21 protein-coding genes are annotated in these 22821 nt (G+C 43.8%); 16 read left to right on the top strand and 5 right to left on the bottom strand.

Annotated features, from left to right (window positions below):
* Window positions 1-25: 25 nt before the first annotated feature.
* Window positions 26-331, top strand: a complete 306-nt coding sequence (locus J3P37_RS03080) for a phosphoribosylpyrophosphate synthetase (protein ID WP_256009530.1) — start codon at window positions 26-28, stop codon at window positions 329-331.
* A 121-nt stretch (window positions 332-452) separates the two neighbouring features.
* On the opposite strand, the gene J3P37_RS03075 is transcribed toward J3P37_RS03080, so the two are convergent.
* Complete coding sequence (locus tag J3P37_RS03075; RefSeq protein WP_256009529.1) at window positions 453-1655, bottom strand: proline dehydrogenase family protein; 1203 nt, start codon at window positions 1653-1655, stop codon at window positions 453-455.
* A gap of 167 nt (window positions 1656-1822) precedes the next feature.
* Here J3P37_RS03075 and J3P37_RS03070 point away from each other — a divergent pair, with 167 nt between their 5' ends.
* The 8 genes from J3P37_RS03070 to J3P37_RS03035 all read left to right on the top strand — a co-directional run bounded on the left by J3P37_RS03070 (window position 1823) and on the right by J3P37_RS03035 (window position 9003).
* Window positions 1823-1996, top strand: coding sequence for a hypothetical protein (locus J3P37_RS03070; protein ID WP_256009528.1), 174 nt, complete (start codon window positions 1823-1825; stop codon window positions 1994-1996).
* Window positions 1993-2199 carry an RNA-binding S4 domain-containing protein gene (locus J3P37_RS03065; RefSeq protein WP_256009527.1) on the top strand — a complete coding sequence of 69 codons (207 nt, stop codon included), beginning with the start codon at window positions 1993-1995 and terminating at the stop codon, window positions 2197-2199. Before J3P37_RS03070 ends, J3P37_RS03065 begins: the two co-directional genes overlap by 4 nt.
* Before the next feature lie 2 nt (window positions 2200-2201).
* Window positions 2202-3266, top strand: a complete 1065-nt coding sequence (gene aroB, locus J3P37_RS03060) for a 3-dehydroquinate synthase (RefSeq protein ID WP_256009526.1) — start codon at window positions 2202-2204, stop codon at window positions 3264-3266.
* A 451-nt stretch (window positions 3267-3717) separates the two neighbouring features.
* Window positions 3718-4548 (top strand): prephenate dehydratase, encoded by an 831-nt coding sequence (locus J3P37_RS03055; protein WP_256009525.1) that lies wholly within the window; start codon window positions 3718-3720, stop codon window positions 4546-4548.
* A gap of 281 nt (window positions 4549-4829) precedes the next feature.
* Window positions 4830-5933 (top strand): bifunctional 3-deoxy-7-phosphoheptulonate synthase/chorismate mutase type II, encoded by a 1104-nt coding sequence (locus J3P37_RS03050; RefSeq protein WP_256009524.1) that lies wholly within the window; start codon window positions 4830-4832, stop codon window positions 5931-5933.
* Between the two features lies 1 nt (window position 5934).
* Window positions 5935-7197: a 3-phosphoshikimate 1-carboxyvinyltransferase gene (aroA, locus tag J3P37_RS03045; protein WP_256009523.1), complete on the top strand. Its 1263-nt coding sequence runs from the start codon at window positions 5935-5937 to the stop codon at window positions 7195-7197.
* A gap of 80 nt (window positions 7198-7277) precedes the next feature.
* A complete protein-coding gene (gene aroC, locus J3P37_RS03040) occupies window positions 7278-8369 on the top strand; it encodes a chorismate synthase (RefSeq protein ID WP_256009522.1) in 1092 nt (363 codons plus the stop codon).
* 346 nt (window positions 8370-8715) lie between these two features.
* On the top strand, window positions 8716-9003 hold the full coding sequence (locus tag J3P37_RS03035) for a GIY-YIG nuclease family protein (protein WP_256009521.1): 288 nt from the start codon (window positions 8716-8718) through the stop codon (window positions 9001-9003).
* Between the two features lie 586 nt (window positions 9004-9589).
* Here J3P37_RS03035 and J3P37_RS03030 read toward each other — a convergent pair.
* Together J3P37_RS03030 and J3P37_RS03025 are read right to left on the bottom strand one after the other, a co-directional pair.
* The gene (locus tag J3P37_RS03030) at window positions 9590-10429 is read right to left on the bottom strand and encodes an aminotransferase class IV (protein WP_256009520.1); all 840 of its coding nucleotides are present in this window, start codon (window positions 10427-10429) and stop codon (window positions 9590-9592) included.
* A gap of 25 nt (window positions 10430-10454) precedes the next feature.
* Window positions 10455-11495: an RluA family pseudouridine synthase gene (locus tag J3P37_RS03025; RefSeq protein ID WP_256009519.1), complete on the bottom strand. Its 1041-nt coding sequence runs from the start codon at window positions 11493-11495 to the stop codon at window positions 10455-10457.
* A 126-nt stretch (window positions 11496-11621) separates the two neighbouring features.
* On the opposite strand from J3P37_RS03025, the gene J3P37_RS03020 reads away from it, so the two are divergent.
* The 3 genes from J3P37_RS03020 to lat all read left to right on the top strand — a co-directional run bounded on the left by J3P37_RS03020 (window position 11622) and on the right by lat (window position 15255).
* Window positions 11622-12698 carry a DUF6588 family protein gene (locus J3P37_RS03020; RefSeq protein ID WP_256009518.1) on the top strand — a complete coding sequence of 359 codons (1077 nt, stop codon included), beginning with the start codon at window positions 11622-11624 and terminating at the stop codon, window positions 12696-12698.
* Window positions 12699-12775: 77 nt separating this feature from the next.
* Window positions 12776-13681 (top strand): 1-aminocyclopropane-1-carboxylate deaminase/D-cysteine desulfhydrase, encoded by a 906-nt coding sequence (locus J3P37_RS03015; RefSeq protein WP_256009517.1) that lies wholly within the window; start codon window positions 12776-12778, stop codon window positions 13679-13681.
* Window positions 13682-13920: 239 nt separating this feature from the next.
* Window positions 13921-15255 (top strand): L-lysine 6-transaminase, encoded by a 1335-nt coding sequence (gene lat / locus J3P37_RS03010; protein ID WP_256009516.1) that lies wholly within the window; start codon window positions 13921-13923, stop codon window positions 15253-15255.
* Between the two features lie 384 nt (window positions 15256-15639).
* On the opposite strand, the gene bshB1 is transcribed toward lat, so the two are convergent.
* Window positions 15640-16365 (bottom strand): bacillithiol biosynthesis deacetylase BshB1, encoded by a 726-nt coding sequence (gene bshB1, locus J3P37_RS03005; protein WP_256009515.1) that lies wholly within the window; start codon window positions 16363-16365, stop codon window positions 15640-15642.
* Window positions 16366-16498: 133 nt separating this feature from the next.
* Window positions 16499-17128: a DUF4294 domain-containing protein gene (locus tag J3P37_RS03000; RefSeq protein WP_256009514.1), complete on the bottom strand. Its 630-nt coding sequence runs from the start codon at window positions 17126-17128 to the stop codon at window positions 16499-16501.
* Window positions 17129-17257: 129 nt separating this feature from the next.
* Here J3P37_RS03000 and J3P37_RS02995 point away from each other — a divergent pair, with 129 nt between their 5' ends.
* The 4 genes from J3P37_RS02995 to J3P37_RS02980 all read left to right on the top strand — a co-directional run bounded on the left by J3P37_RS02995 (window position 17258) and on the right by J3P37_RS02980 (window position 22666).
* Window positions 17258-19489: a RelA/SpoT family protein gene (locus J3P37_RS02995; RefSeq protein ID WP_256009513.1), complete on the top strand. Its 2232-nt coding sequence runs from the start codon at window positions 17258-17260 to the stop codon at window positions 19487-19489.
* Between the two features lie 101 nt (window positions 19490-19590).
* On the top strand, window positions 19591-20064 hold the full coding sequence (locus J3P37_RS02990) for a Fur family transcriptional regulator (RefSeq protein ID WP_256009512.1): 474 nt from the start codon (window positions 19591-19593) through the stop codon (window positions 20062-20064).
* 16 nt (window positions 20065-20080) lie between these two features.
* The gene (locus J3P37_RS02985; RefSeq protein WP_256009511.1) at window positions 20081-21352 is read left to right on the top strand and encodes an adenylosuccinate synthase; all 1272 of its coding nucleotides are present in this window, start codon (window positions 20081-20083) and stop codon (window positions 21350-21352) included.
* A gap of 51 nt (window positions 21353-21403) precedes the next feature.
* Complete coding sequence (locus tag J3P37_RS02980) at window positions 21404-22666, top strand: anthranilate synthase component I family protein (protein ID WP_256009510.1); 1263 nt, start codon at window positions 21404-21406, stop codon at window positions 22664-22666.
* Window positions 22667-22821 lie beyond the last annotated feature (155 nt).

The raw sequence follows: 22821 nt of genomic DNA, 5'->3' as shown, positions 1-22821 counted from the left end.
TTCCTTCAAGCGATGTTATTTTGTCATGGAGAACTATCAAACAGTATCAGAAGCTCTAACCGATCTAAAGAATCGTGGCTTCAATTTGGATTTTAATCTTGCAAACGGGGTATTACATAGCAGCTCAGAAAATATATATCTTCAACCTGACGATTTTACCATTTCGGAACTGTACAGATTTGAAGGCATGTCTGATCCCGGAGATAATTCTATTGTGTATGGAATAGAATCTGACAAATATAATGTAAAAGGGGTATTTGTTAATGCTTATGGGGTGTATTCGGACGATATTTCTGAAGAATTGCTTAAAAAACTGAATACTCCAGGGTAGGTTTGGGAGTTAAAAGTGAAAAGTGATCACTCACAAGTTGAATACGTAAAATCATTGTGATTGGTATTCAAGTTGTGAGTGGTAGTTCTGAGCGGGACTAGTTTTTTCTCGTAATGGGAAATCAAATTCCCCTCCTTTTTCTCTCAGCAGCCAGCAGGCTAAGTTCACGTCCCATGTGTCCGGCAATAGCTGTGTTTTCTTCTGCCCTTCTGAAAAGATAAGGCAATACCTGCTTCACTGGGCCGTATGGTACGTATTTTACCACGTTATAGCCGAAATACGAAAGGTTAAAACTGAGGTTATCGCTCATGCCCAGAAGCTGAGCAAAGTAAATATGCGGATGATCTTCAGGCAGCTGCTGTTTTTTCATCAGCTCTGTCAGGATCATGCAGCTGGCTTCATTATGCGTACCTGCTACAATAGCAAGGTCATTGATATTTTCCAGACAAAATTCAAGCGCGTCATTATAGGCTTTATCGGTGGTGTCTTTGTTTTCCTGAATGGGCGAAGGGTAATTTAACCTCGCGGCCCGTGCCCGTTCTTTATCCATATAGGCGCCTCTTACCAGTTTGGCTCCCATAATGAACCCTTCGGACTGGGAGCGGTAATAATGCGATTGCAGGGATGACAACATGCCCTCGCGGTAAAGCTGGTAGGTGTTATAGACGATGGCCTTGTCGCGGTTGTACATCCGCATCATTTCCAGCGCCAGGTTGTCGACAGCGGGTTGAATCCAGGATTCATCAGCATCAATCATGAGGGGCACATCCATATCATAAGCGGTTTTGCAAATATGATTTACCCGTCCTTTTACTTTGAACCACTCTACCTGTTCTGCATTATCAAGTATTTTCCCTAAGCTGACCTTTTCCAGTAACTTAAACCGGGCTACTCCGCTGGGTTTGAACACGGCAAAGGGAACCCTGGGATCGTCTTTGGCCCTGGTGATGGTCCGCACAACTTCTTCTGCGGTATGGGTATAGGCGTTGCTGTTGAGGGCTCCTTCTACGGAATAATCGAGAATGGTGCCTACATAGGCTTTGGCAAGCGCTTCAATGGTGGTTTCGCATTCTTCGATGGTTTCGCCGCCGCAAAACTGCTTAAATAAGGTTCTTTTGATGAGGGCGCTTACAGGCAGGCCTATTTTTAAAGCGGACTGGGTGATGGATGGTCCTATTTTGGCGAGCGTACTATTGCTCATCAGCTTAAAGAGCCGGTAAGAGGCTTTTAGCTCTGCATCGGTTTTGCCTTTGAATGCAATTTCTGTATTATCAAAATCCAGCAAAGTGCTGTTAGTATGGAATTCGCCCGTCTTTTCTGCCATTAAGCAAACTTAAGGAAAATTGAAGAGGATTCAATGAGGCAGGGGCAGAGCCGGGTTGAGCTGTCGTCATGCCGAACTGGTTCGGCATCTCTTGAAGTATGCTTGCAAGACAAGTTCAGGCAAGAGGTCCTGAAACAAGTTCAGGATGACGACGAAACAAGTTCAGGATGACGACGAAACAAGTTCAGGATGACGACGGAAACGAATTTTGGAGGAGGACGGAACAAGTTCAGGATGAGGACGGAAACGAATTTTGGATGTCACTTTCAATTCATGTGCCCCTTACATGTATGGGCCGTCCTATAGCAGAAACAAATTTCTTTAGTAACTTCGCGGCATGATTGAATTTAAGCTTGAGGGTGAGTACATTCCTTTGATCCAGCTGCTGAAGGCGACAAATCTTGTGGAGACGGGTGGTCATGCTCAGATTGTGGTTACTGAAGGGCTTGTAAAATACAATGGCAAGGTGGATACCCGGAAGCGCTTGAAAGTAAAGAGCGGAGACATAGTGGAATTCGATAACAATAAAATTTTGGTTAAATAATTATGCTTCCTATACAAAGCAACGGCTATTCTGTATTTTTCGATACTGATCTTGGCGGCCTTAAAACTCTATTGGCTGAGTCAAACTATACGAAGATCTTTTTCCTTACTGATATTAACACTTCTGAACACTGTTTGCCGGTAATTAAGAAGTACTTGCCTGAACTTGACACTTATGACATCATTGAGGTTGATCCGGGTGAGGAAAATAAGAACATTGACTACTGTATCGGGGTATGGCAGAACTTGCTGGATTTTGGGGCCGACCGCAATAGTTTGATGATAAACCTTGGTGGAGGTGTGGTCACCGACCTTGGGGGCTTTGCTGCTTCTACTTTTAAGCGGGGGATTGACTTTGTTCAGATCCCAACCACGTTATTATCGCAGGTGGATGCATCGGTAGGCGGGAAAACGGGTATCGATCTGGGTAGCGTTAAAAACATTGTTGGAACGTTTGCACAGCCAAAAGCGGTTTTCATTTCTACGGAGTTTTTGCAAACGCTTGATCAGAGGCAACTGGTTTCAGGTTTTGCGGAGATCGTAAAACATGGATTTATAGCGGATAAAGATTACCTCGATAAATTAAAGGGCGTTAGTCCGGAGAATATTCCTGCTGAGATCATTTATCATTCAATTGAGATAAAAAACCATGTGGTAACCACTGATCCGTTTGAAAAAGGATTACGGAAAACGCTGAATTTCGGTCATACCATTGGCCATGCTGTGGAGAGCTATTCGCTGAAGAATGACAAGAATCCCTTACTGCATGGCGAGGCTATCGCTATTGGAATGATCTGCGAGGCTTATTTATCGCATAAATATAATTCGCTTAGTGAAGAGGGGCTGAATGAGCTGGTTGAGATTGTTAGGGGCATCTTTCCGGATTATAAGTTATCACCTTCGATGTATCCTGCGCTTATTGAGTTTATGAAGAATGATAAGAAGAACACGTCGGGGAATATCGGCTTTGCTTTGTTGAAGCGATTGGGGGAATGTGATTACAACAATTACCTGGAGGAGGATAAGATTGTGGAGAGTTTGGATTTTTACCGGGAGCTTGTTGCTTAGGTAAAGGCGAGCGGAGAGTCGGAGACTCTCTTTTATTTGGGAATCCGTAGAGCCGCTGGGGCGAACTCGACGGACAGGATGGGGAACTCGACGGACAAGATGGGTTCGTCAGCAATGAGTGGTCTGGAAAACTAGTTAACTGGCACGCGTGCGCCAGCAGCGGGGCTATGTTAGCGAATGCTAGCGCACGCGCGCCGTGTGCTTTAGTTCTGTACATCAACTTGCGAAACCAACATGTAAAGAACCCGGCTCGAAAATTATTTTAAAAATTAATTTTAAAATTCAGTTTCAGAATCTTACTTTTGGAACAGCAAAAAGAAATGACAAAAAACACTACATATTGGTTCGGTTACTTTTACTACTATCAGTAAGAGCCGGGACGAATATGTTTTGACAAAAAGAACTCATATATAAAGTCCCGGCCCAAAAGCCGGGACTTTTTTTTTAACCAATGGAGAAGAAAAGAGTAGCAATACAGGGAATTAAGGCTTCGTTTCACGAAGAAGCTGCCTTGAAGTTTTTTGGAGTGGACATCGAGACGACAGAATGTAACTCCTTTAAAGAAACTTGCGAAGTGCTTAAAAATAAGAAAGCTGACTTCGTAGTGATGGCTATTGAAAATTCCATTGCCGGCAGCCTGCTTCCTAACTATACGCTACTGCGCGACTACCAGTTTTGCATTATTGGTGAGGTTTACCTGCATATTCAGCTGAACCTGCTTGCTTTGCCAGGTGTTAGGTTTGACCAGATCAAAAAGGTGGAATCACACCCGATCGCTATCCGCCAGTGCGATGACTTTTTTAACGAGTATCCACATTTGAATGTAGTGGAGAGCACGGATACTGCGGCTTGTGCTAAAAAGATTCGCGACGGGCAATTAACTGATACTGCTGCAATTGCGAATAAGCTTGCGGCCCAACTATACGGACTGGAGATTATGGAGCGCCGTATTGAAACGAATAAAAAGAATTATACGCGTTTCCTGATACTCAGCGATAATAAAGACCTGGCGATCGAAAATGCCAATAAGGCTTCTCTTTCTTTCCAGGTAAGCGACGAGGTGGGTTCACTTTCTAAAGTGCTTACGGTGTTTGCAGAACATGAGGTGAACCTGAGTAAAATCCAGTCAATGCCGGTGTTAGGGAAACGGAACCAGTATAATTTCTATGTAGATATTGAGTGGGATAATCACAAGAATTATGAAGAGGCGATCCGGAAAGTACTTAGGCACACGGTGAATTTTACGATACTGGGAGAGTATCTGAAGAATGATACTGTGTAAGGAAGTTGTAAGTTGTAACACGGTCGTTAGGTTAAGCGGTAACACGACCGTCATGCCGTCCTGAATCAAGTTCAGGACGACATTTCGGCATCTCTTGAACTATGTTTAACTCAAGAGGTCCTGAAACAAGTTCAGGATGACGAAGAAAGCGAGTTGGGGATGACGAACCGGAGTTCAGGATGACGAAGAAACAAAGTCAGAGTGACGAAAAACCGGATTTGGAAAGCTTCATTGAAATATATAAGAACATTAATTTTGCACATTAAATAGAATAAAATAGTATGAAACTGAACTTGAATATAGAGCCATTAAGCGCGTGGTTAAAAGCATCTCATCAGCCTTTAGTAATTGCTGGTCCTTGCAGCGCTGAAACAGAAGACCAGTTATTGTCTACTGCACACCTTCTTGCTAAAACAGGCAAAGTATCTGTTTTACGTGCAGGTATCTGGAAACCACGTACCCGTCCGGGAGAATTTGAAGGTATCGGAAGCATCGGATTGGAATGGTTAAAACGTGCGAAAACTGAAACCGGCTTACCTACAACTGTAGAGGTTGCTAACGCAAAACATGTTGAAGAAGCTTTAAAAGCTGGTGTGGATATCCTTTGGGTTGGAGCACGTTCAACAGTTAACCCTTTTACCGTTCAGGAAATTGCTGACGCTCTTAAAGGTGTTGATATCCCTGTAATGGTTAAAAACCCTGTAAACCCTGATCTTCAACTATGGGTTGGTGCATTAGAGCGTTTCAATGGTGCTGGTATCACTAAACTGGCTGCTATATCACGTGGTTTCTCATCTTACGAAAAGTCTGCTTTCCGTAACGAACCAATGTGGGAACTTACTATTCAGCTTAAAACTTTATTGCCTCACTTACCCGTGATCTGCGATCCAAGTCACATCTGCGGAAACCGCGAATTAATTCCTTACATTTCTCAAAAAGCATTAGACTTAGAGATCGACGGATTAATGATCGAGTCGCATATTGACCCATCTGTAGCGTGGACTGATGCGAAACAACAGGTTACTCCTGCTGCTTTATCCGACCTGATCGACAACCTTACTGTTCGTCACCCGGAGGCTACTAACCCTGCGGTGTCTGATAAACTGGCTGAACTTCGTAAGCAGATCGATAAAATTGACGATCAATTGATCCAGAAACTTTCTGAAAGATTGAAGATCGTGGAGAAGATTGGTGAGTACAAAAGGGATAACGATATTACTATCCTTCAGCTTAACCGTTGGGACGAGATCATTCAGAAACGTGCCAGCTTTGCAAAAGCATTAAGCTTAGATGAAGAGTTCACTACTAAGTTCTTAGAGCTGATTCACGCTGAATCGATCAAGAAACAAACTGCTATCATGAACGCTAAACAAGTTGTTCAGTAAGATGGCGGAAGCATTAATCCTTTCAAAGCCCATTAAAGACACTTCTTGCACCATACAGCTTACTGGTTCGAAAAGTGAAAGCAACAGGGCTTTGATCTTAAATGCCTCCAGCAAAGGAAAGGTTGAGGTTAGAAACCTTTCCTCTGCTGATGATACGGTTACCCTTAACGGGATACTGGAAGGGCTAAGACCGGTAAATGGGGCTGCGGTTGCTTCGGTTTCTGAAGTACCTACTGTCAATATCGGTCCTGCCGGAACAGCCATGCGTTTTCTTACTGCTTATTTTGCCACAACCGGGCAGGAGGTAATTCTTACGGGAACGGAAAGGATGAAGCAACGTCCGATAGGGATCCTGGTAGATGCGGTGAAGCAATTGGGTGCAGAAATTGAATATGTTGAAAAAGAGGGTTTCCCTCCGTTAAAGTTCAAGCCTTCTTTTGAGCAAAAGACCAACAAGGTAAGCATTAAAGGAAACATCAGTTCGCAGTTTATCACTGCCCTGCTGTTGGTTGCCCCTTCCCTGCCTCAGGGATTGGAACTTACGATCGAAGGTGAGCTTACTTCCAGTCCGTATGTTCAAATGACCCTGGCTATGCTGGCTGAAGCAGGCATTAATCACACCTGGGATGGATCTGTGATCTCGATACCGGCGCAGGCGTTTCAACCTTCAGTGATTACGGTAGAACCAGACTGGAGTGCTGCTTCGTACTGGTATGCTATTGCTGCATTGTCTGATAAAAGTGAGATAAACCTTCCCTTCTTAAAGCAAAACAGTTTGCAGGGCGACAGCCGCATCAGCAACATCATGACAAGCTTCGGCATAACCACCGCATTTACGGATGAGGGATTGGTCCTGGTGAAATCAGCTTCAGAAATCAATGGTGACTTCTTTGATCTGAAAGATTGTCCTGATCTGGCCCAGACCGTGATCGTTGTAAGTGCAGCATTAGGTCACAATGCTACGTTTACAGGCCTGGAGACTTTGAAGATCAAGGAAACCGACCGTGTAGCGGCTTTGCAAAATGAGCTGGCTAAGATCGGGGTGAAACTGATCGAAGAAAATGAGCTATACCATCTGGATTGTTCCGGGCTTCATTTTCCTGATAAGATCACTATCAAAACTTACGAAGACCACAGAATGGCGATGGCTTTTGCCCCTCTGGCTTTGAAGATCAATCAGCTCGAAATTGAAGAACCTGAAGTTGTAGGAAAATCCTACCCTTCATTCTGGGAAGATCTTAGGAAAGCAGGCTTCGTTTTTTGAGTGACGAATGATGAGTGATGAATTTTTGACTCTGAACTTCCAACGCTAAACATAATAATACTTAGAATTTAAACTCTATAATGGCAGGTAACTCATTCGGACAATTGTTCCGCATTACAACTTTCGGAGAATCACACGGTGTGGCTATCGGTGTGATCATTGATGGTTGCCCTCCTAATGTTGATCTTGATCTGGAATTTATTCAGAGCGAGCTGGATAAACGTAAGCCAGGTCAGTCGAAGATCACTACCCAGCGTAAGGAGAGTGATAGCGCTCAGATCTTGTCGGGGGTTTTCGAAGGCAGAAGTACCGGTACGCCGATCGCTTTGCTGATCCCTAACGAAGATCAGAAGTCGAAAGATTACGATCATAACAAAGATATTTTCCGTCCTTCTCATGCTGATTATACCTACCAGTCGAAATACGGCATCCGGGATCATCGTGGCGGAGGCCGCTCTTCCGCTCGTGAAACTGCGGCTCGGGTGGCTGCGGGTGCTGTAGCGAAGCTTTTCCTTAAGCAGAAAGGCGTTGAGATCTTTGCTCATGTTTCTTCTGTTGGAACTATTGATGCTCCTAATATCGATACCAGCGCATTAGGTGAATTGCTGGAAGTTCGGGAGAGTAATATTGCGCGCTGTGCGGATCCGGCGACGGCGAATGAAATGATCGACTTCATTGATTCGGTTCGGAAAGCCGGGGATACTGTTGGCGGGAAGGTTTCGTGTGTGATCCGCAACTGTCCGGTTGGCCTGGGTGAACCGGTGTTTGATAAACTTCATGCTGATCTGGGCAAGGCTATGCTTAGCATCAATGCCGTACACGGTTTTGAGTATGGCTCTGGTTTTGCCGGTTCGGAAATGCGGGGTACACAGCATAATGATGTTTTTGTGCCGGCATCTGAAGGAAAAGGTGTTAGTACTTTAAGCAACTTCTCCGGAGGGATACAGGGTGGTATTTCAAATGGAATGGATATAACGTTTAAGGTAGCGTTCAAGCCTGTTGCCACCATCATGCATAACCAGGATACTGTTGATAAGACAGGTAATGCTGCAGAAATTAAAGGTAAAGGCAGGCACGATCCATGTGTTGTACCAAGGGCAGTAGCGATAGTTGAAGCCATGGCTGCATTGACCATTGCTGATCATTATTTGAGGCAGAACAGTTATTTGTAAGTAATATTAGCCAGTAACCTATTACTGGCTAATATATCAACCGGGCTCCCCATCCCGAATTCAGTCTCCTGGTCGTCATGCCGGATTCAGTATCCTGGTCGTCATCCCGAATTCAGTCTCCTGGTCGTCATGCCGAATTTATTTCGGCACCTCTTGAGCTATCCATAGAAACATTGTTAGGCAAGAGGTCCTGAAACAAGTTCAGGATGACGGAGAAACAAGTTGAGGATGACGAAGTAACAAGTTCACCATTCATCATTTGATTTTATACCGGCTGAAAGATACCCTTCTACGTCATTGACTGGTCGTAAGAAACATCCTTACTTTGAATCGCTAGATCCCAATTATGACAAAAGTAGGATACGTTTACATAGTTTCCAACATTCAAAGGAGTGTTTTTTACATAGGTGTTACCAGTGACCTAAGGCAGCGAATATTTGAGCATAAGGAGGAAAAAGGCTCAAAATTCACTTCTAAATACAGATGCACTTATCTTGTTTATTATGAAATCCTTGGGGACATAAGTTTCGCGATAGAGCGAGAGAAGCAGTTGAAGAACTGGCATCGAAACTGGAAAATAAACTTGATAAAGTCTATGAATCCAGATATGAGGGATTTGTACGAGGAGGTTTGAAGCTCGATAAACCGACTGAGATACTTAGAGTGACGCCCACTTAGGCAAGAGGTCCTGAAACAAGTTCAGGATGACGAGGAAACAAGTTCAGGATGACGACAAAGAACAAGTTCAGGATGATGAAGAAACAAGTTCGGGATGAACAAGTTCAGATGACGGACAAACTAATCTTATCTATGCTCCACGTCATGCCGAAGGATTTCGGCACCTCTTGAACTATGCTTAGGCAAGAGGTCCTGAAACAAGTTCAGGATGACAAGGAAACAAGTTCGGGATGACGAGGAAACAAGTTCGGGATGAACAAGTTCAGATGACGGACAAACTAATCTTATCTATGCTCCACGTCATGCCGAAGTATTTCGGCACCTCTTGAACTATGCTTAGGCAAGAGGTCCTGAAACAAGTTCAGGATGACGAGGAAACAAGTTCAGGATGACAAAGAACAAGTTCAGAATTACGAAGAAACAAGTTTAATATGACAAGGAAACCATCTGTGGATCGTGGATCAAATTTAGGAACTGGAAGTTTCAGCGGGCTTGAGGGAATTATAGTAAAAATACCCTCTTCAGGGCACTTTTACTATGTTTTAAACGATAATACTGTTCAGCTTATCAAGCAGCATTTTTGAGGTTTCGTTGAAATAACGTTTGTTATTAAATCCCATCACCCACTGTATTCCGCGGCTGGTATTGGTTAGGAACACTTCTTCCGCTATATTCAGGATATCGGGGTTTATTTGGGCTTCAACAATGGGGAGCCCGTTTTCTTCTGCCAGGTTCATGACTACGGTTCGCATTACCCCTTCTATACAACCTTCACTTAAAGCGGGGGTGTACAGCGTGTTATTATAGAGCACAAAAACGTTCGAACTCATGGACTCGCATAAAAAACCATGCTGGTTAAGGAGAAAAACCTCATCGAGATTATTCTGCTTGCGGTATATCCCTGCCATAACGAATAACAGGGAGTTGCAAGTTTTGAGATTGGAAAGGTAATTTACCGGCTTAGTCAGTTCATCAAAAACATCAACGATCAGTCCCTTGGCATTACTTAAGTACTGCGACTCCTGCAGTTCGCTCATCTCAAATGCATAACCCGCCCGGTTACCTGAAGGGCTGTATAAGCCTTCAGCATCCCTGAACACTGTTAAGCGCAAACGGGCATTATTTCTATATTGGTTACGGTGTAAAAGTTCCGCAGCTTTTGTCCTCAGGAAATTTTCATTAATTGCGGCAGCTCCATCAATCTTTAAAGCTTCCATTCCGCGTTTAAGCCTGTCGGCATGCAGATCTGCAAACATCAGCTTCCCATCCTTTAAGCGCATCGACTCAAAAAGTCCATCGCCATATTTGAAACCACGGTTGCCCACTGTCAATACCGCCTGATTTGCCGGCAGGATGTCACCGTTATAATTAATGAAATTCATAGATGTTGTACAGAATTTTATAACCTTAAATTATCGGGCTTGTTTGCTTAACGTAATTGCGCCATTTTTCGAGCACCCCGCTGAAATCGTCGGGCAGGCTCGATTCAAAGTAGATATGCTTTTTCGTTGTAGGATGTTCGAAACCAAGCGACAAGGCATGCAGCGACTGGCGCGGCATGATCTCAAAGCAATTATCTACGAACTGCCTGTATTTGCTGAATACGGTTCCTTTTAAGATCTTGTCTCCCCCATAGGTTGCATCATTAAACAAAGGATGTCCGATATGCTGCATATGCGCCCTGATCTGGTGCGTGCGTCCTGTCTCTAACTGGCATTCAATCAAAGTAACATAACCGAGCCGTTCCAACACTTTGTAGTGGGTAACAGACCACTTACCCCTGGTCTCATCATCATAAATGTCCATTACCTTGCGATCCCGTACACTCCTGCCGATATACCCTGTCACAGTGCCGTCTTCTGTAATATCGCCCCAAGCGAGTGCAATATATTTCCGGGCAATGGTATGTTCGTAGAACTGCTTAGCGAGGTAAGCCATCGAACGTTCATTCTTGCTGATCAGAAGCAGGCCGGAAGTGTCCTTATCTATACGATGGACTAAACCGGGGCGACCGTCGTTCCCTGGCAATTGGGGCAATTGCTGGAAGTGAAATACCAGTGCATTCACCAGGGTACCGGTATAATTGTTATACCCCGGATGAACAACCATGCCCGCGGGTTTATTCACTACCAGCACATCCTGATCTTCGTATACTATATCGATGGGAATGTCTTCCGGATAAACTTCCGTATCGCGGGGCGGGTGCGGAAGCACGACAGAGATCACATCAAAAGGCTTGACTTTATAGCTTGACTTGATGGGTTTTTCATTTACCAGGACGCTTCCGGCTTCGATAGCGTTTTGTATGCGGTTACGGGTAGCATTTTCGACACGGGTCATCAAAAACTTGTCTATACGAAGCAGGGACTGCCCTTTATCTACCACCAACCGTAAATGTTCGTATAAATCTTGTTCTTCCTGCTCAAGGATGCCTGTATCTTTTGACATGCCTGCAAAATTAATCTTTCATTTTTGAATTATACACAATTTTACAATTCAGCAGAATACCCAGAAATAGGTATTTTTGTTTTGATTATTTTTTCACAATTTTAAAAATTGAAATAAAACAGACATATGAGGATTTTTACAAAATTAAGTGCATTATTTTTAGTGGGTGGAATGACGTTTTCTAACGCCACTTTTGCCCAGGATGAGATAGGGGAATTGCTAGTTGGATCAAAAGACGATGCAACCCTTTTGACTAAAGCATACCTGGAACCTTTCTTCAAAGGATTTGGCTTGGGCTTAAACTCTGGCTGGACTAATACCGGAACAACAAAAAAATTGGGACGTTTTGAAATTCGTGTGGGAGCAACCGGCGCTTTGGTTCCTAACAGTGCAAAGTCGTTCGATGTCACAAAATTGGGCTTAACTTCTCTGAGACCAACTTCATCAAGCAATGTTATAGCACCAACAGTAGCAGGTGAAGAAGTAGATGGTCCAGAAATGGTCCTCTATAAGGATGGCTCACCAGTCGAAGGAACTGAATTTAAACTTCCTCAGGGCTTGAACCCTCCTGCAATTCCAGCTCCACAATTGCAAGCATCGATTGGTTTGATCAAGGGATTCGAGGTAACTGCCAGGTATGTACCTGAAATTGATGGAGGTGACGATTTCGGAAAGATAAGCATGGTAGGTGGAAGCGTTAAATTCCAGCCTTTACGCCTGATTTCTAAAAAATTAAATAAAGCAATGCCGTTTGACCTTGCAGTAGCTTTAGGATATAGTAAGCTGAAATACTCTTACAACCTTGATGTACAGCCGGAAGACGCTATCGCTAAAAACCCGACTGACGTTACTAAAGATTTTTCAAACCAAAAGTTTGAAGCAACTTTTTCTGGTATCAATGCAGAAGCAATCGTATCTAAAAAATTATTATTCTTCGTTCCCTTTGTTTCTGTTGGATACATGACATCTACAACTGATTTAGGTTTGAGAGGTAATTACCCAGTTACTACTGGTTTCAACGGTGTTTCTAAAACTTACGAGGTTTACACCAACCCAGTAAGCATTGACCAAAAATATGTAAACAACTTAAGAGCAAGTGCTGGTTTTGGGATCAACTTATTCCTTTTACATATCTACGGTTCATATAACGTTTCAACGTACAACTATGTTAACGTAGGCTTAGGTATTGGTTTCGGAAAATAAAGTATTTTTTATCTATCTAGGTATTTTAAAAGCTCCTGAAAAGGAGCTTTTTTTGTGAACGTTCAATTTCAAGGGAAATGCACAGCTTCAAGATCCACAGCCCAGTAGACGAGATTTCCACTCCGCTGCTTTCAGAAAAAAAAATCAGGTTATTCTTAAAAAGGGATGACATGATCCATCCCTTTATTTCGGGTAATAAATGGAGAAAGCTAAAGTTTAACCTGATCAAGGCTGAGCAGGAAGAAAAAACAAATCTGGTTACTTTCGGCGGTGCCTGGTCTAATCATCTATTGGCAACAGCCTGTGCAGCGGCAAGCTATGGCTTTAAGAGCACCGCATTTGTGAGGGGTGAAGATGTAAATAACGAAGTACTCTTTTTGTGCCGGATGTTTGGCATGGAGCTTCGGTTTTGCGATCGGGAAAGCTATCGTGATAAACGAAGGCTTTTTGAGGGTCACTTTGCAAATGATCTGCAGGCTTTTTTTATTGATGAAGGCGGAGCAGGTGCTGAAGCGGCAAAAGGATGTGCCGAACTGATTGAAGAACTAGACCGGCCTTTTGATCATCTCTTTTGTGCAGCAGGCACCGGCACTACAGCGGCAGGCATTATTAATGGAGCTGCGTTGGGACAAGCTGAAGCTGAGGTGCATGTGGTTCCGGTGTTGAAAGGAGCTGGATTTTTACGGGATGAGATTGATAAGTTATTGCTTAAAGAGCAGGACTATCATCCGGAGTATCATCTACACCTGGATTATCACTTTGGTGGTTATGCAAAGACCACACCAGGGCTGTTGGATTTTATTCGGGGATTTAGTGCTTCTACGGGTATCTTGCTTGATCCGGTATATACAGGCAAAATGATGTATGCGGTTTTTGATCTGATTGAGAAAGACAGGTTTCCTTCCGGAACTTCGGTTCTGGCTGTTCATACCGGTGGCTTGTTTGGTTTGCTGGGAATGAAGGAGAAGTTTAAGCTGGCTTGAGGATATGTTTTCAGAACTTAATTAGAGGGGCCCAAAAAAGCTTGTTTCTTAAAATGCAGGTTAGCTACACCTCTCAGTACATCCTCTATCTTGTTGAATAACACCCAACACCTGTACCATGTCTTTGTCTTCAGAATACATATAGAATGTCTTGCCATACATTTCTTAAGTGTTGCCGAAATAAATTCGGCATGACGCCCGGACATACTTATTTTTGTATTAAATAAATAAAAGCACCCATGTACAAGTTATCTGTTTCTGCTCAGGATGTTCATAAAGTATTGGGCAAACATATTCTCGCCGATGGCTACAACCTTACTTACGACATTGAGAAAAGCAGAGGCGTATACATGTACGATTCTAAAAACAAAAAGAATCTTCTCGACTTCTTCACCTGCTTTGCTTCGGTTCCTCTGGGCTACAATCACCCGGATATGCTGAATGATGAAGAGTTTAAGAAGAACCTGTTGCTGGCTGCTCTTGCTAATCCTTCAAATTCTGATATCTACACTCAGCAGTATGCCGAATTTGTTGAGACCTTTGCACAAATCGGTATCCCGGACTATTTACCTCATGCCTTTTTTATTGCCGGAGGCGGTCTGGCTATAGAAAATGCCCTGAAGACTGCTATGGACTGGAAAGTTCAGAAGAACTTCCGCAAGGGCTATACTCGGGAACGAGGGTTTAAGGTGATACACTTCGAACATGCGTTTCATGGTCGTACGGGATATACGCTGAGCCTTACCAATACTCATCCTGACAAAACGAAATGGTTTGCTAAGTTTGACTGGCCAAGGATAAGTATTCCGGCAATTGAGTTTCCACTTACGGATGCAAATACTGCATCTTTGATTCAACGGGAGGAGGCTTCGCTCGCACAGATCAGACAGGCTTTCGCTGATAACAAAGATGATATCTGTGCGATAATTATTGAACCAGTACAGGCTGAAGGTGGAGACAAACATGTCCGTAAGGAGTTTCTGGAGCAGCTGCGAGTGTTAGCTGACGAAAATGAATGCTTCCTGATCTACGATGAGGTGCAGACTGGTGTGGGATTATCGGGCAAATTCTGGTGTCATGAGCATTTCGGGGAACAGGCACGGCCTGATATTCTGGTGTTTGGAAAGAAGATGCAGGTTTGCGGAATCCTGGTGGGGAGAAAAGTAGAGGAGATTGAACATAATGTTTTCCAGGTGCCGTCGAGGCTTAATTCTACCTGGGGCGGGAATCTGGTGGATATGGTGAGGGCATCGCAGATACTGCGCATCGTGCAAAAAGATGGGCTTGTTGAGCATGCTGCGAAGGTGGGTGCGTACCTGCAGGCCAGGCTGACTGAGCTTTCTGAGAAGTATGGGCTGATATCTAACGTGCGGGGCCGGGGATTGCTGACTGCTTTTGATTTTCCGGATAAGATTAAGAGAGATAAGTTTATCAGGAAGGGTTTTGAGAATGATGTTATGTTTATTGGTTGTGGCGTTAGTACGATACGGTTTCGGCCTGCGCTGATTCTACAGGAGGGTGATATTGATAAGGGTATTGAGGTGATGGAGAGGGTGTTGGGGGAATTGGGTTAGTGGCGAGTCTGGAGACTCGCTTTTATTTGTGGATCCGGAGTTGAAAACTCCGGACAGCGAGTGAGTTAGGGGCAAGAGGTGCCGAAATAAATTCGGCATGACGGGCTAGTGACGACGAGCTAGTGACGTCGTGCTAGCGACGCCGTGCTAGTGATGACGGGCTAGTGATGACGAGCTAGCGACGTCGTGCTAGTGATGACGGGCTAGTGATGAGGGGCTAGTGACGACGGGCTAGTGACGTCGTGCTAGTGATGACGTGCTAGTGATGACGGGCTAGCGACGTCGTGCTAGTGATGACGGGCTAGTGACGACGGGCTAGTGATAAGCTGATCAAGACCTTTAAAAGTTCACCGCGATATTCTGTGAGCCATTTTATTAATTCTACTACCTCAGATTAAACAGATCATCCACCCCTAAGATCTTTTTGGAGACGAAACCTTCAGCAAAGGTAACTCCTATGTGTTTGCCGAATTCGCGGGCACGGCCTTCAACAACTTTAACAAATGCGGGAGTGGATATATAGGTCTGCTCCTCTCCTGTTTCTTCGTTGCCGGGACTGTAGAATTGAGTTTTGTAAGCCTGGATGGAAGCCATTTTCTGATCCCAGAAGTCGGTAACGTCTATTACAATGTCTGGTTTGATATAGGCATCCTGAATAAACTGCAGCAGTAAACGGGGCCTCCATGCTTTCTGATTTTCGCCATCCAGGTTTGTTTCGATCTTTGGCAAGCCTGATAAAAAAGCAGCGTCGTTAATTAAAGCCCCAGCCTTACCATGATCCGGATGGCGGTCGAACGGAGCGTTGCCAAGAATGATCTCCGGTTGGTACTGGCGGATCTTTTTGATCAGCTGCAGCTGATGTTCTTCATCGTTTTTAAAAAAAGCATCACGCATACCTAAGTTTTCGCGGATGTCGAGATTCAAGATATCTGCAGCAGCGGCGGCTTCTTCTTTCCGGGTGTCGGCCGTGCCACGGGTTCCCAGTTCTCCCCTGGTCAGATCAATTATACCAATCTTTTTTCCCTGGGCCTTATATTTAAGTAATGTACCTGAACATCCTAGTTCTGCGTCATCAGGATGAGCGGCGATGACTAATATGTCTAATTTCATTTAGAATGATGAGTTATGAATGATGAGTTATGAATTACTGCTCAACATTTTCAGTCGCAAACATAGCTATTGCCAGCTGCTAGAATGTCATGAAAAGATAAAACGAAGAAGTGATTGGGATATTACAAGTTTATTACATTCGTGCGGCGGCGTAGTAACCATACATCTGTATGATGTTCTCGATGTCCCTCTCCTGGTTAGGATCGTAGTGCTGTTTGAGGTTGTGACCTGCTACACGGGCTACAGACTGGTAGAAAAACGCTGTGAATCCGCCCTTCAGATCTTTCACCAGATCATAGGTACTGTTTCCGGTCTCGCGGTCTATCAGCTTGATCAGGATCTCGCCCTGAGTGATCGACATGTTCTTAATTTCGCGGTTAAACATGTCTTTTATTTCTTTTTCGCAAGCTTTAACCAATTTTTTCTGTTCTTTGCGGTTGCTGGTTTTGGTAAGCTCTTCGTTCAATCGCTGATACCGCTCGCGGGCAAATCTTGCATAAGGCAAAACTTTAAGTACATTATAACGAAGCCTGTTATATTTCATACGTGCCTCAGTACTTGCAAAAGTTCGCCTTCCATAGATATTGACATCTCTTAAAGGAATCCAGGGCATTAAATTTCCAAATTCATCACGTGTCACGGCCACACGAATGGTATCGTTTTTGCCCTTAACTTTTGGATCGAATGTATCCGCAGTATCCTGGGCAGACAGGGAAAAGCTGAAAAACAAAGAGAAAATAGCTAACAGCAAATAATTTTTCATAATTTAGAAAGTGTAATATTACACCTTATTTCGTATATAATTAATATCCAATATACGAAATTGTAACCCTAAAGGATATAAGAAATTTAAGTTTCAGATTTTTTATGACAGGAAACTTAAGAATTGACTATGAAGGAATTAGTGATTGATCTTGAAGCGGAGAAGAAAGAAATACTTAAACGGTACCGCGCCTTACTTAAAGCAAGCAAAGCCACCTTACAAAAAGGCGACAAACGCATGATCAGGCAGGCTTTCGACATGTCGCTCGATAGCCATAAAGACATGCGCCGTAAATCGGGTGAGCCATATATATATCATCCTATTGCCGTAGCTCAGATCGCAGCGGAAGAGATTGGCCTTGGAACCACCTCTATTGTATGCGCGTTGCTGCATGATGTGGTTGAAGACACTGCCATTACATTGGATGACATTGAACGGGAATTTGGGAAAAAGGTAGCCCGGATCATCGATGGACTTACAAAGATCTCCGGCGTATTTGACTATAACAGCTCCCTGCAGGCAGAGAACTTCAGAAAAATGCTGCTTACGCTTGCAGATGATGTAAGGGTGATCCTGATTAAACTGGCCGACAGACTGCATAATATGCGGACCATGGAGTTCATGCCCCGCGACAAGCAGCTTAAGATATCTTCCGAAACGGTATACTTGTACGCTCCTCTGGCGCACCGCCTGGGACTATACGCAATGAAGTCTGAACTGGAAGACCTTTCCATGAAATACATGGAAACGGAAACCTACAAATTCATTGCCCGCAAACTGAATGAGAAAAAAGCGGAACGTGAATTATATGTAAAGACTTTCGTTGAGCCGATAAAGGACATTTTAAAAGAACAGGGATTGCATGCGGAAGTCTATGGAAGGCCAAAATCTATCCATTCTATATGGAATAAGATGCGCAAAAAAGGAATTCCATTCGAAGAGGTGTACGACCTTTTTGCGATCCGTATCATACTCGACAGTAAGATTGAGAATGAGAAAGCCGACTGCTGGAAAGCGTATTCTATTGTGACAGACCTGTACCGGCCAAATCCTGACAGGCTTCGCGACTGGGTGTCATCGCCTAAAGCGAATGGCTACGAATCTTTGCATACTACGGTTATGGGACCTAAGGGACAATGGGTAGAGGTGCAGATCCGTACGCAACGCATGAATGAAATCGCTGAAAAAGGCTTTGCTGCGCATTGGAAATACAAAGAATCATCCTCAGACAGCGGACTGGACCAGTGGATCCAGAAAGTTAGGGAGATGCTGAAAAACCCTGAGTCGAATGCCCTCGACTTCCTTGACGATTTTAAAATGAACCTCTTCTCTGACGAGATCTTCATTTTTACACCGAAAGGAGCACTTATGCAGCTGCCTACGGATGCTACTGCCCTCGATTTTGCTTTCGAGATCCACTCAGACCTTGGTGCTAAATGTATCGGTGCAAAAGTGAACCATAAGCTGGTTCCCCTGGCGCATAAGCTTCAAAATGGCGACCAGGTGGAGATCATCACCTCCAGCAAACAAACTCCTAAGGAAGACTGGCTGAACTTCGTGGTAACGGCCAAGGCGAAGTCTAAGATCAAGTCGAGCTTAAAGGAAGAAAAGAGAAGAGTAGCTGAAGAAGGTAAGGAGATCCTGGAGAGAAAACTTAAATCACTCAAGATCACCTACAATTCAGACAATATAAACAAGATTGCCTTTCACTTCAAGTTCCATAATACGCTTGATCTGTTCTATAATGTAGCTATCGGCAAAATTGACCTGAAAGACCTGAAGGATTTCCAGGCCGCGGATAAAATACCCGAGAACCGCAGTCCTGAACGTATCGAGGCCAATCAGCTGGAAGGTATTATTAACAAGGTTAAAACCAAAGACAGCGATACCCTGCTGATCGGCGAAGACCTTCAAAAGATAGATTACAAACTTTCTACTTGTTGTAATCCTATTCCGGGCGATGACGTTTTCGGCTTCATTACCATCAACGACGGTATTAAGATCCATCGTACCAACTGCCCTAATGCCACTAAATTAATGGCAAATTATGGTTACAGGGTAGTGAAGGCGAAATGGACTTCGCAAAAAGAACTTGCATTCTTAACGGGGCTACGTATAACCGGCATTGATGAAGTGGGATTGATCAATAAACTTACAACGGTTATTTCAAACGACTTCAAGGTAAATATGCGTTCTATAATAGTTGACAGCAATGAGGGTATCTTTGAGGGTTCGATCATGGTTTATGTGAATGATACACTCCACCTGGAAAACCTGATCAAAAGATTAAGGCAAATTAAAGGTGTTACTTCTGTTACCCGTTTTGATTCAGAACCGAAGGGCCTGGTAAAGGCCTCTTAAGCTATTTTGAGAGGGAGCGGCGTCATATTAATGGCAGCAAATTCATTTAGTTTGATTTATTCTTATTTTTTTGGATAAATTTGGAGGCTGTTAACAAGCTTATGCCCGTACAAGAAACAATAGCAATGGTTAAGAAGATTTTCGAGGCTTACCTTGAAAATAAGAGTCTTAGAAAAACTCCCGAACGTTTCGCTATACTTGAAGAAATCTATTCCAGGACAGACCATTTTGATGTGGAATCTTTGTATATCCATATGAAAAATAAAAAGTACCGGGTAAGCCGGGCAACGGTCTATAATACCCTGGAGCTGTTGGTTTCATGTGATCTGGTGACCAAACACCAGTTTGGCAAGAACATGGCCCAGTTTGAGAAATCCTACGGATACAAGCAGCACGACCATATTATCTGCATTGATTGCGGTAAGGTAGTAGAGTTTTGCGACCCGCGCGTAGGACAGATCCAAAGCATGATGGGCGAGCTCTTGAAATTCGAAATTAAACACCACTCTCTAAACCTTTACGGTAACTGCAGCAGACTTAAAGCAGGACACTGTGAATCATATTTAAAAAATTAATAATTCCTAAATTATAATGGCTGTTGATGTACTCTTAGGGCTCCAGTGGGGCGATGAAGGTAAAGGAAAAATTGTTGATGTATTAAGTCCGAAGTACGACTTAATTGCCCGGTTCCAGGGGGGACCAAATGCAGGGCATACCCTTGAGTTCGACAATCAGAAGTATGTTTTAAATACTATTCCTTCAGGGATCTTCAACGATAAAACCATGAACCTGATCGGTAATGGTGTAGTGATCGATCCTATTATCCTGAAACGTGAACTGGATAACTTAAAGAAAAGCGGGTTTGACCCTGTAGCCGACGGTAAGCTGGTTATCGGTCGTAAAGCTCACCTGATATTACCTACCCACCAGCTTTTAGATGCGGCATCCGAAAGTAAAATGGGTGAAGGTAAGATTGGATCTACCTTAAAAGGTATAGGTCCAACCTATATGGACAAAACAGGCCGTAACGGATTACGTGTTGGCGATACGCTGCTGGTCGACTTCAAGGAAAAATACGATCGTCTGGTTAATAAGCATAAATCAATTCTTAGCCATTACGGCGAAATCCCTGATTTCTCTGAAAAAGAGCAGGCATTTTTTGAAGCAATAGAATACCTGAAGAGCATTCCTCAGGTCGACAGCGAACATTTTGTTAATCAATACCTGCGTGAAGGAAAATCTGTTTTAGCAGAGGGTGCTCAGGGAGCTATGCTTGATGTAGATTTCGGATCTTACCCCTTTGTTACATCATCGAACACTACTGCTGCCGGAGCCTGTACAGGTTTAGGAGTTGCCCCGAATAAGATCGGTGCGGTTATCGGTATTTTTAAGGCTTATTGCACGCGTGTTGGTGGTGGCCCCTTCCCTACTGAACTTTTTGATGAGACCGGCGAAGAACTGCGTAAGATCGGTCATGAGTTTGGGGCTACTACTGGTCGTGCCCGTCGTACCGGCTGGATCGATCTTCCTGCTTTAAAGTATGCGATCATGCTTAACGGCGTAACTGAACTGGTAATGACAAAAGCTGACGTATTGAGTGGCTTTGAAAAGATCTATGCTTGTACTCATTATCAGTATAATGGCGAAAAGATCGATTACATGCCTTACGATATCTGCTCGGTAGAAGCTAAACCGGTATATGAGGAGATTGCTGGATGGAATGAAGACCTGACAGGCATTAAGACCATCGGCGAGATTCCTGAAAAACTAAACGCTTACGTTAAGTACCTGGAAGAACAGGTTGGCGTACCGGTTAGGTATCTATCTGTTGGACCTGACAGGGTACAGACGCTGACTTTATAAGTTATAAGTTTTTGAGTTATACGTTCTGGGTTGAGAGTTTAAAGTTCAGTGTTGGAAACAATTAAACATTCTCCGGATGACATTACTCTTTTCAGAAATAAAGCATTGCAATGGGCTGCCTCTTTCGGGACAGCCTGTTGTTTTGATTCCAATTCCTACCACGATCCTTATTCGGCCTTTGATGTTTTGATTGCGGCGGGCGTCAGCTCGTTTATCAGTACAAGTTCACAAAATGCTTTCTCTGAACTTAGCTCGTTTTTAGAAGAAAAGAGCTGGGCTATAGGTTATTTGAGCTATGATTTAAAGAACGGCATTGAAGATCTTAGTTCAGGGAACTTTGATGGTCTGCTGTTTCCAGATCTGTTTTTTTTCAAGCCGCAGCATGTTATCAGGATCAGGGGCGGTATAGCTGAGATCTCGAGTGCCGACAAGGATGTTATCAGGCGGATTGATAGTGTAGAACTCGAAAAGGAAGTGCCGGTATTTCAAAATCAGATAAAACCCCGTTTTACCCAAGAAGAATATGTTGATACGGTTAACCGTATCAGGGAGCATATCCGTCGCGGAGACATCTATGAAATGAATTTCTGCCAGGAGTTCTATTCAGAGAAGACGTCTGTAAATGCATTAGCTCTCTTTAGAGCGCTTACTAAAATCTCCCCTACTCCTTTTTCTTCCTTTTTTAAACATCAGGAAAAATTTATCCTTTCTGCTTCCCCCGAGAGGTTTTTAAGCAGGCGGGGTATAAAACTGATCTCGCAGCCCATTAAAGGAACTGTAAGACGGAGCCCGGTTGAGGAAGAAGATCAGCGACTAAAACAGGATCTAAGGGATAATATTAAAGAGCAGGCTGAGAATGTCATGATCGTTGACCTGGTACGGAATGATCTTACGAAGTGTTCTGTGCCCGGCAGCGTAAGTGTAGAGGAGCTTTTCGGGATATACAGCTTCAGCCAGGTGCATCAAATGATCTCGACGGTGGTTTCCGAAGCTGATCCGGGGATGCCTAATCCGGATATCATTAAACATACGTTTCCAATGGGATCCATGACGGGGGCACCTAAGATCAGGGCCATGGAGCTGATTGAGCAGTTTGAAAGAACAAAAAGAGGGGTATTTTCAGGAGCGTTGGGGTATTTTGATCCTGAGGGTGACTTTGACTTTAATGTGGTTATCAGGAGCATTTTGTATAATGCTGGAAAGGAATATCTGTCTTTTCAGGTAGGAAGTGCTATAACTTTTGCTTCAGTAGCGGAAGAGGAGTATAAGGAGTGTTTGGTTAAGGCTGAGGCGATAATGAAGGTGTTGTCGTAAGGTGCTTTCGTAAGTGGTTCGAAGCACTGTCTGGAGTCTTGTGAGATGGGCCGTGCCGTGGCGGACTACGAATTATCTAATAAAGGCGAGCTCTGACTCGATTCGGCGGCAAGATAGCTAGCGAGTCGGAGACTCTTTTTTATTGATGAATCCGT

It is taken from the genome of Desertivirga xinjiangensis, from assembly GCF_024436435.1.
GTDB lineage: Bacteria > Bacteroidota > Bacteroidia > Sphingobacteriales > Sphingobacteriaceae > Desertivirga > Desertivirga xinjiangensis.
This window is presented reverse-complemented; position numbering and strand designations above follow the sequence as displayed.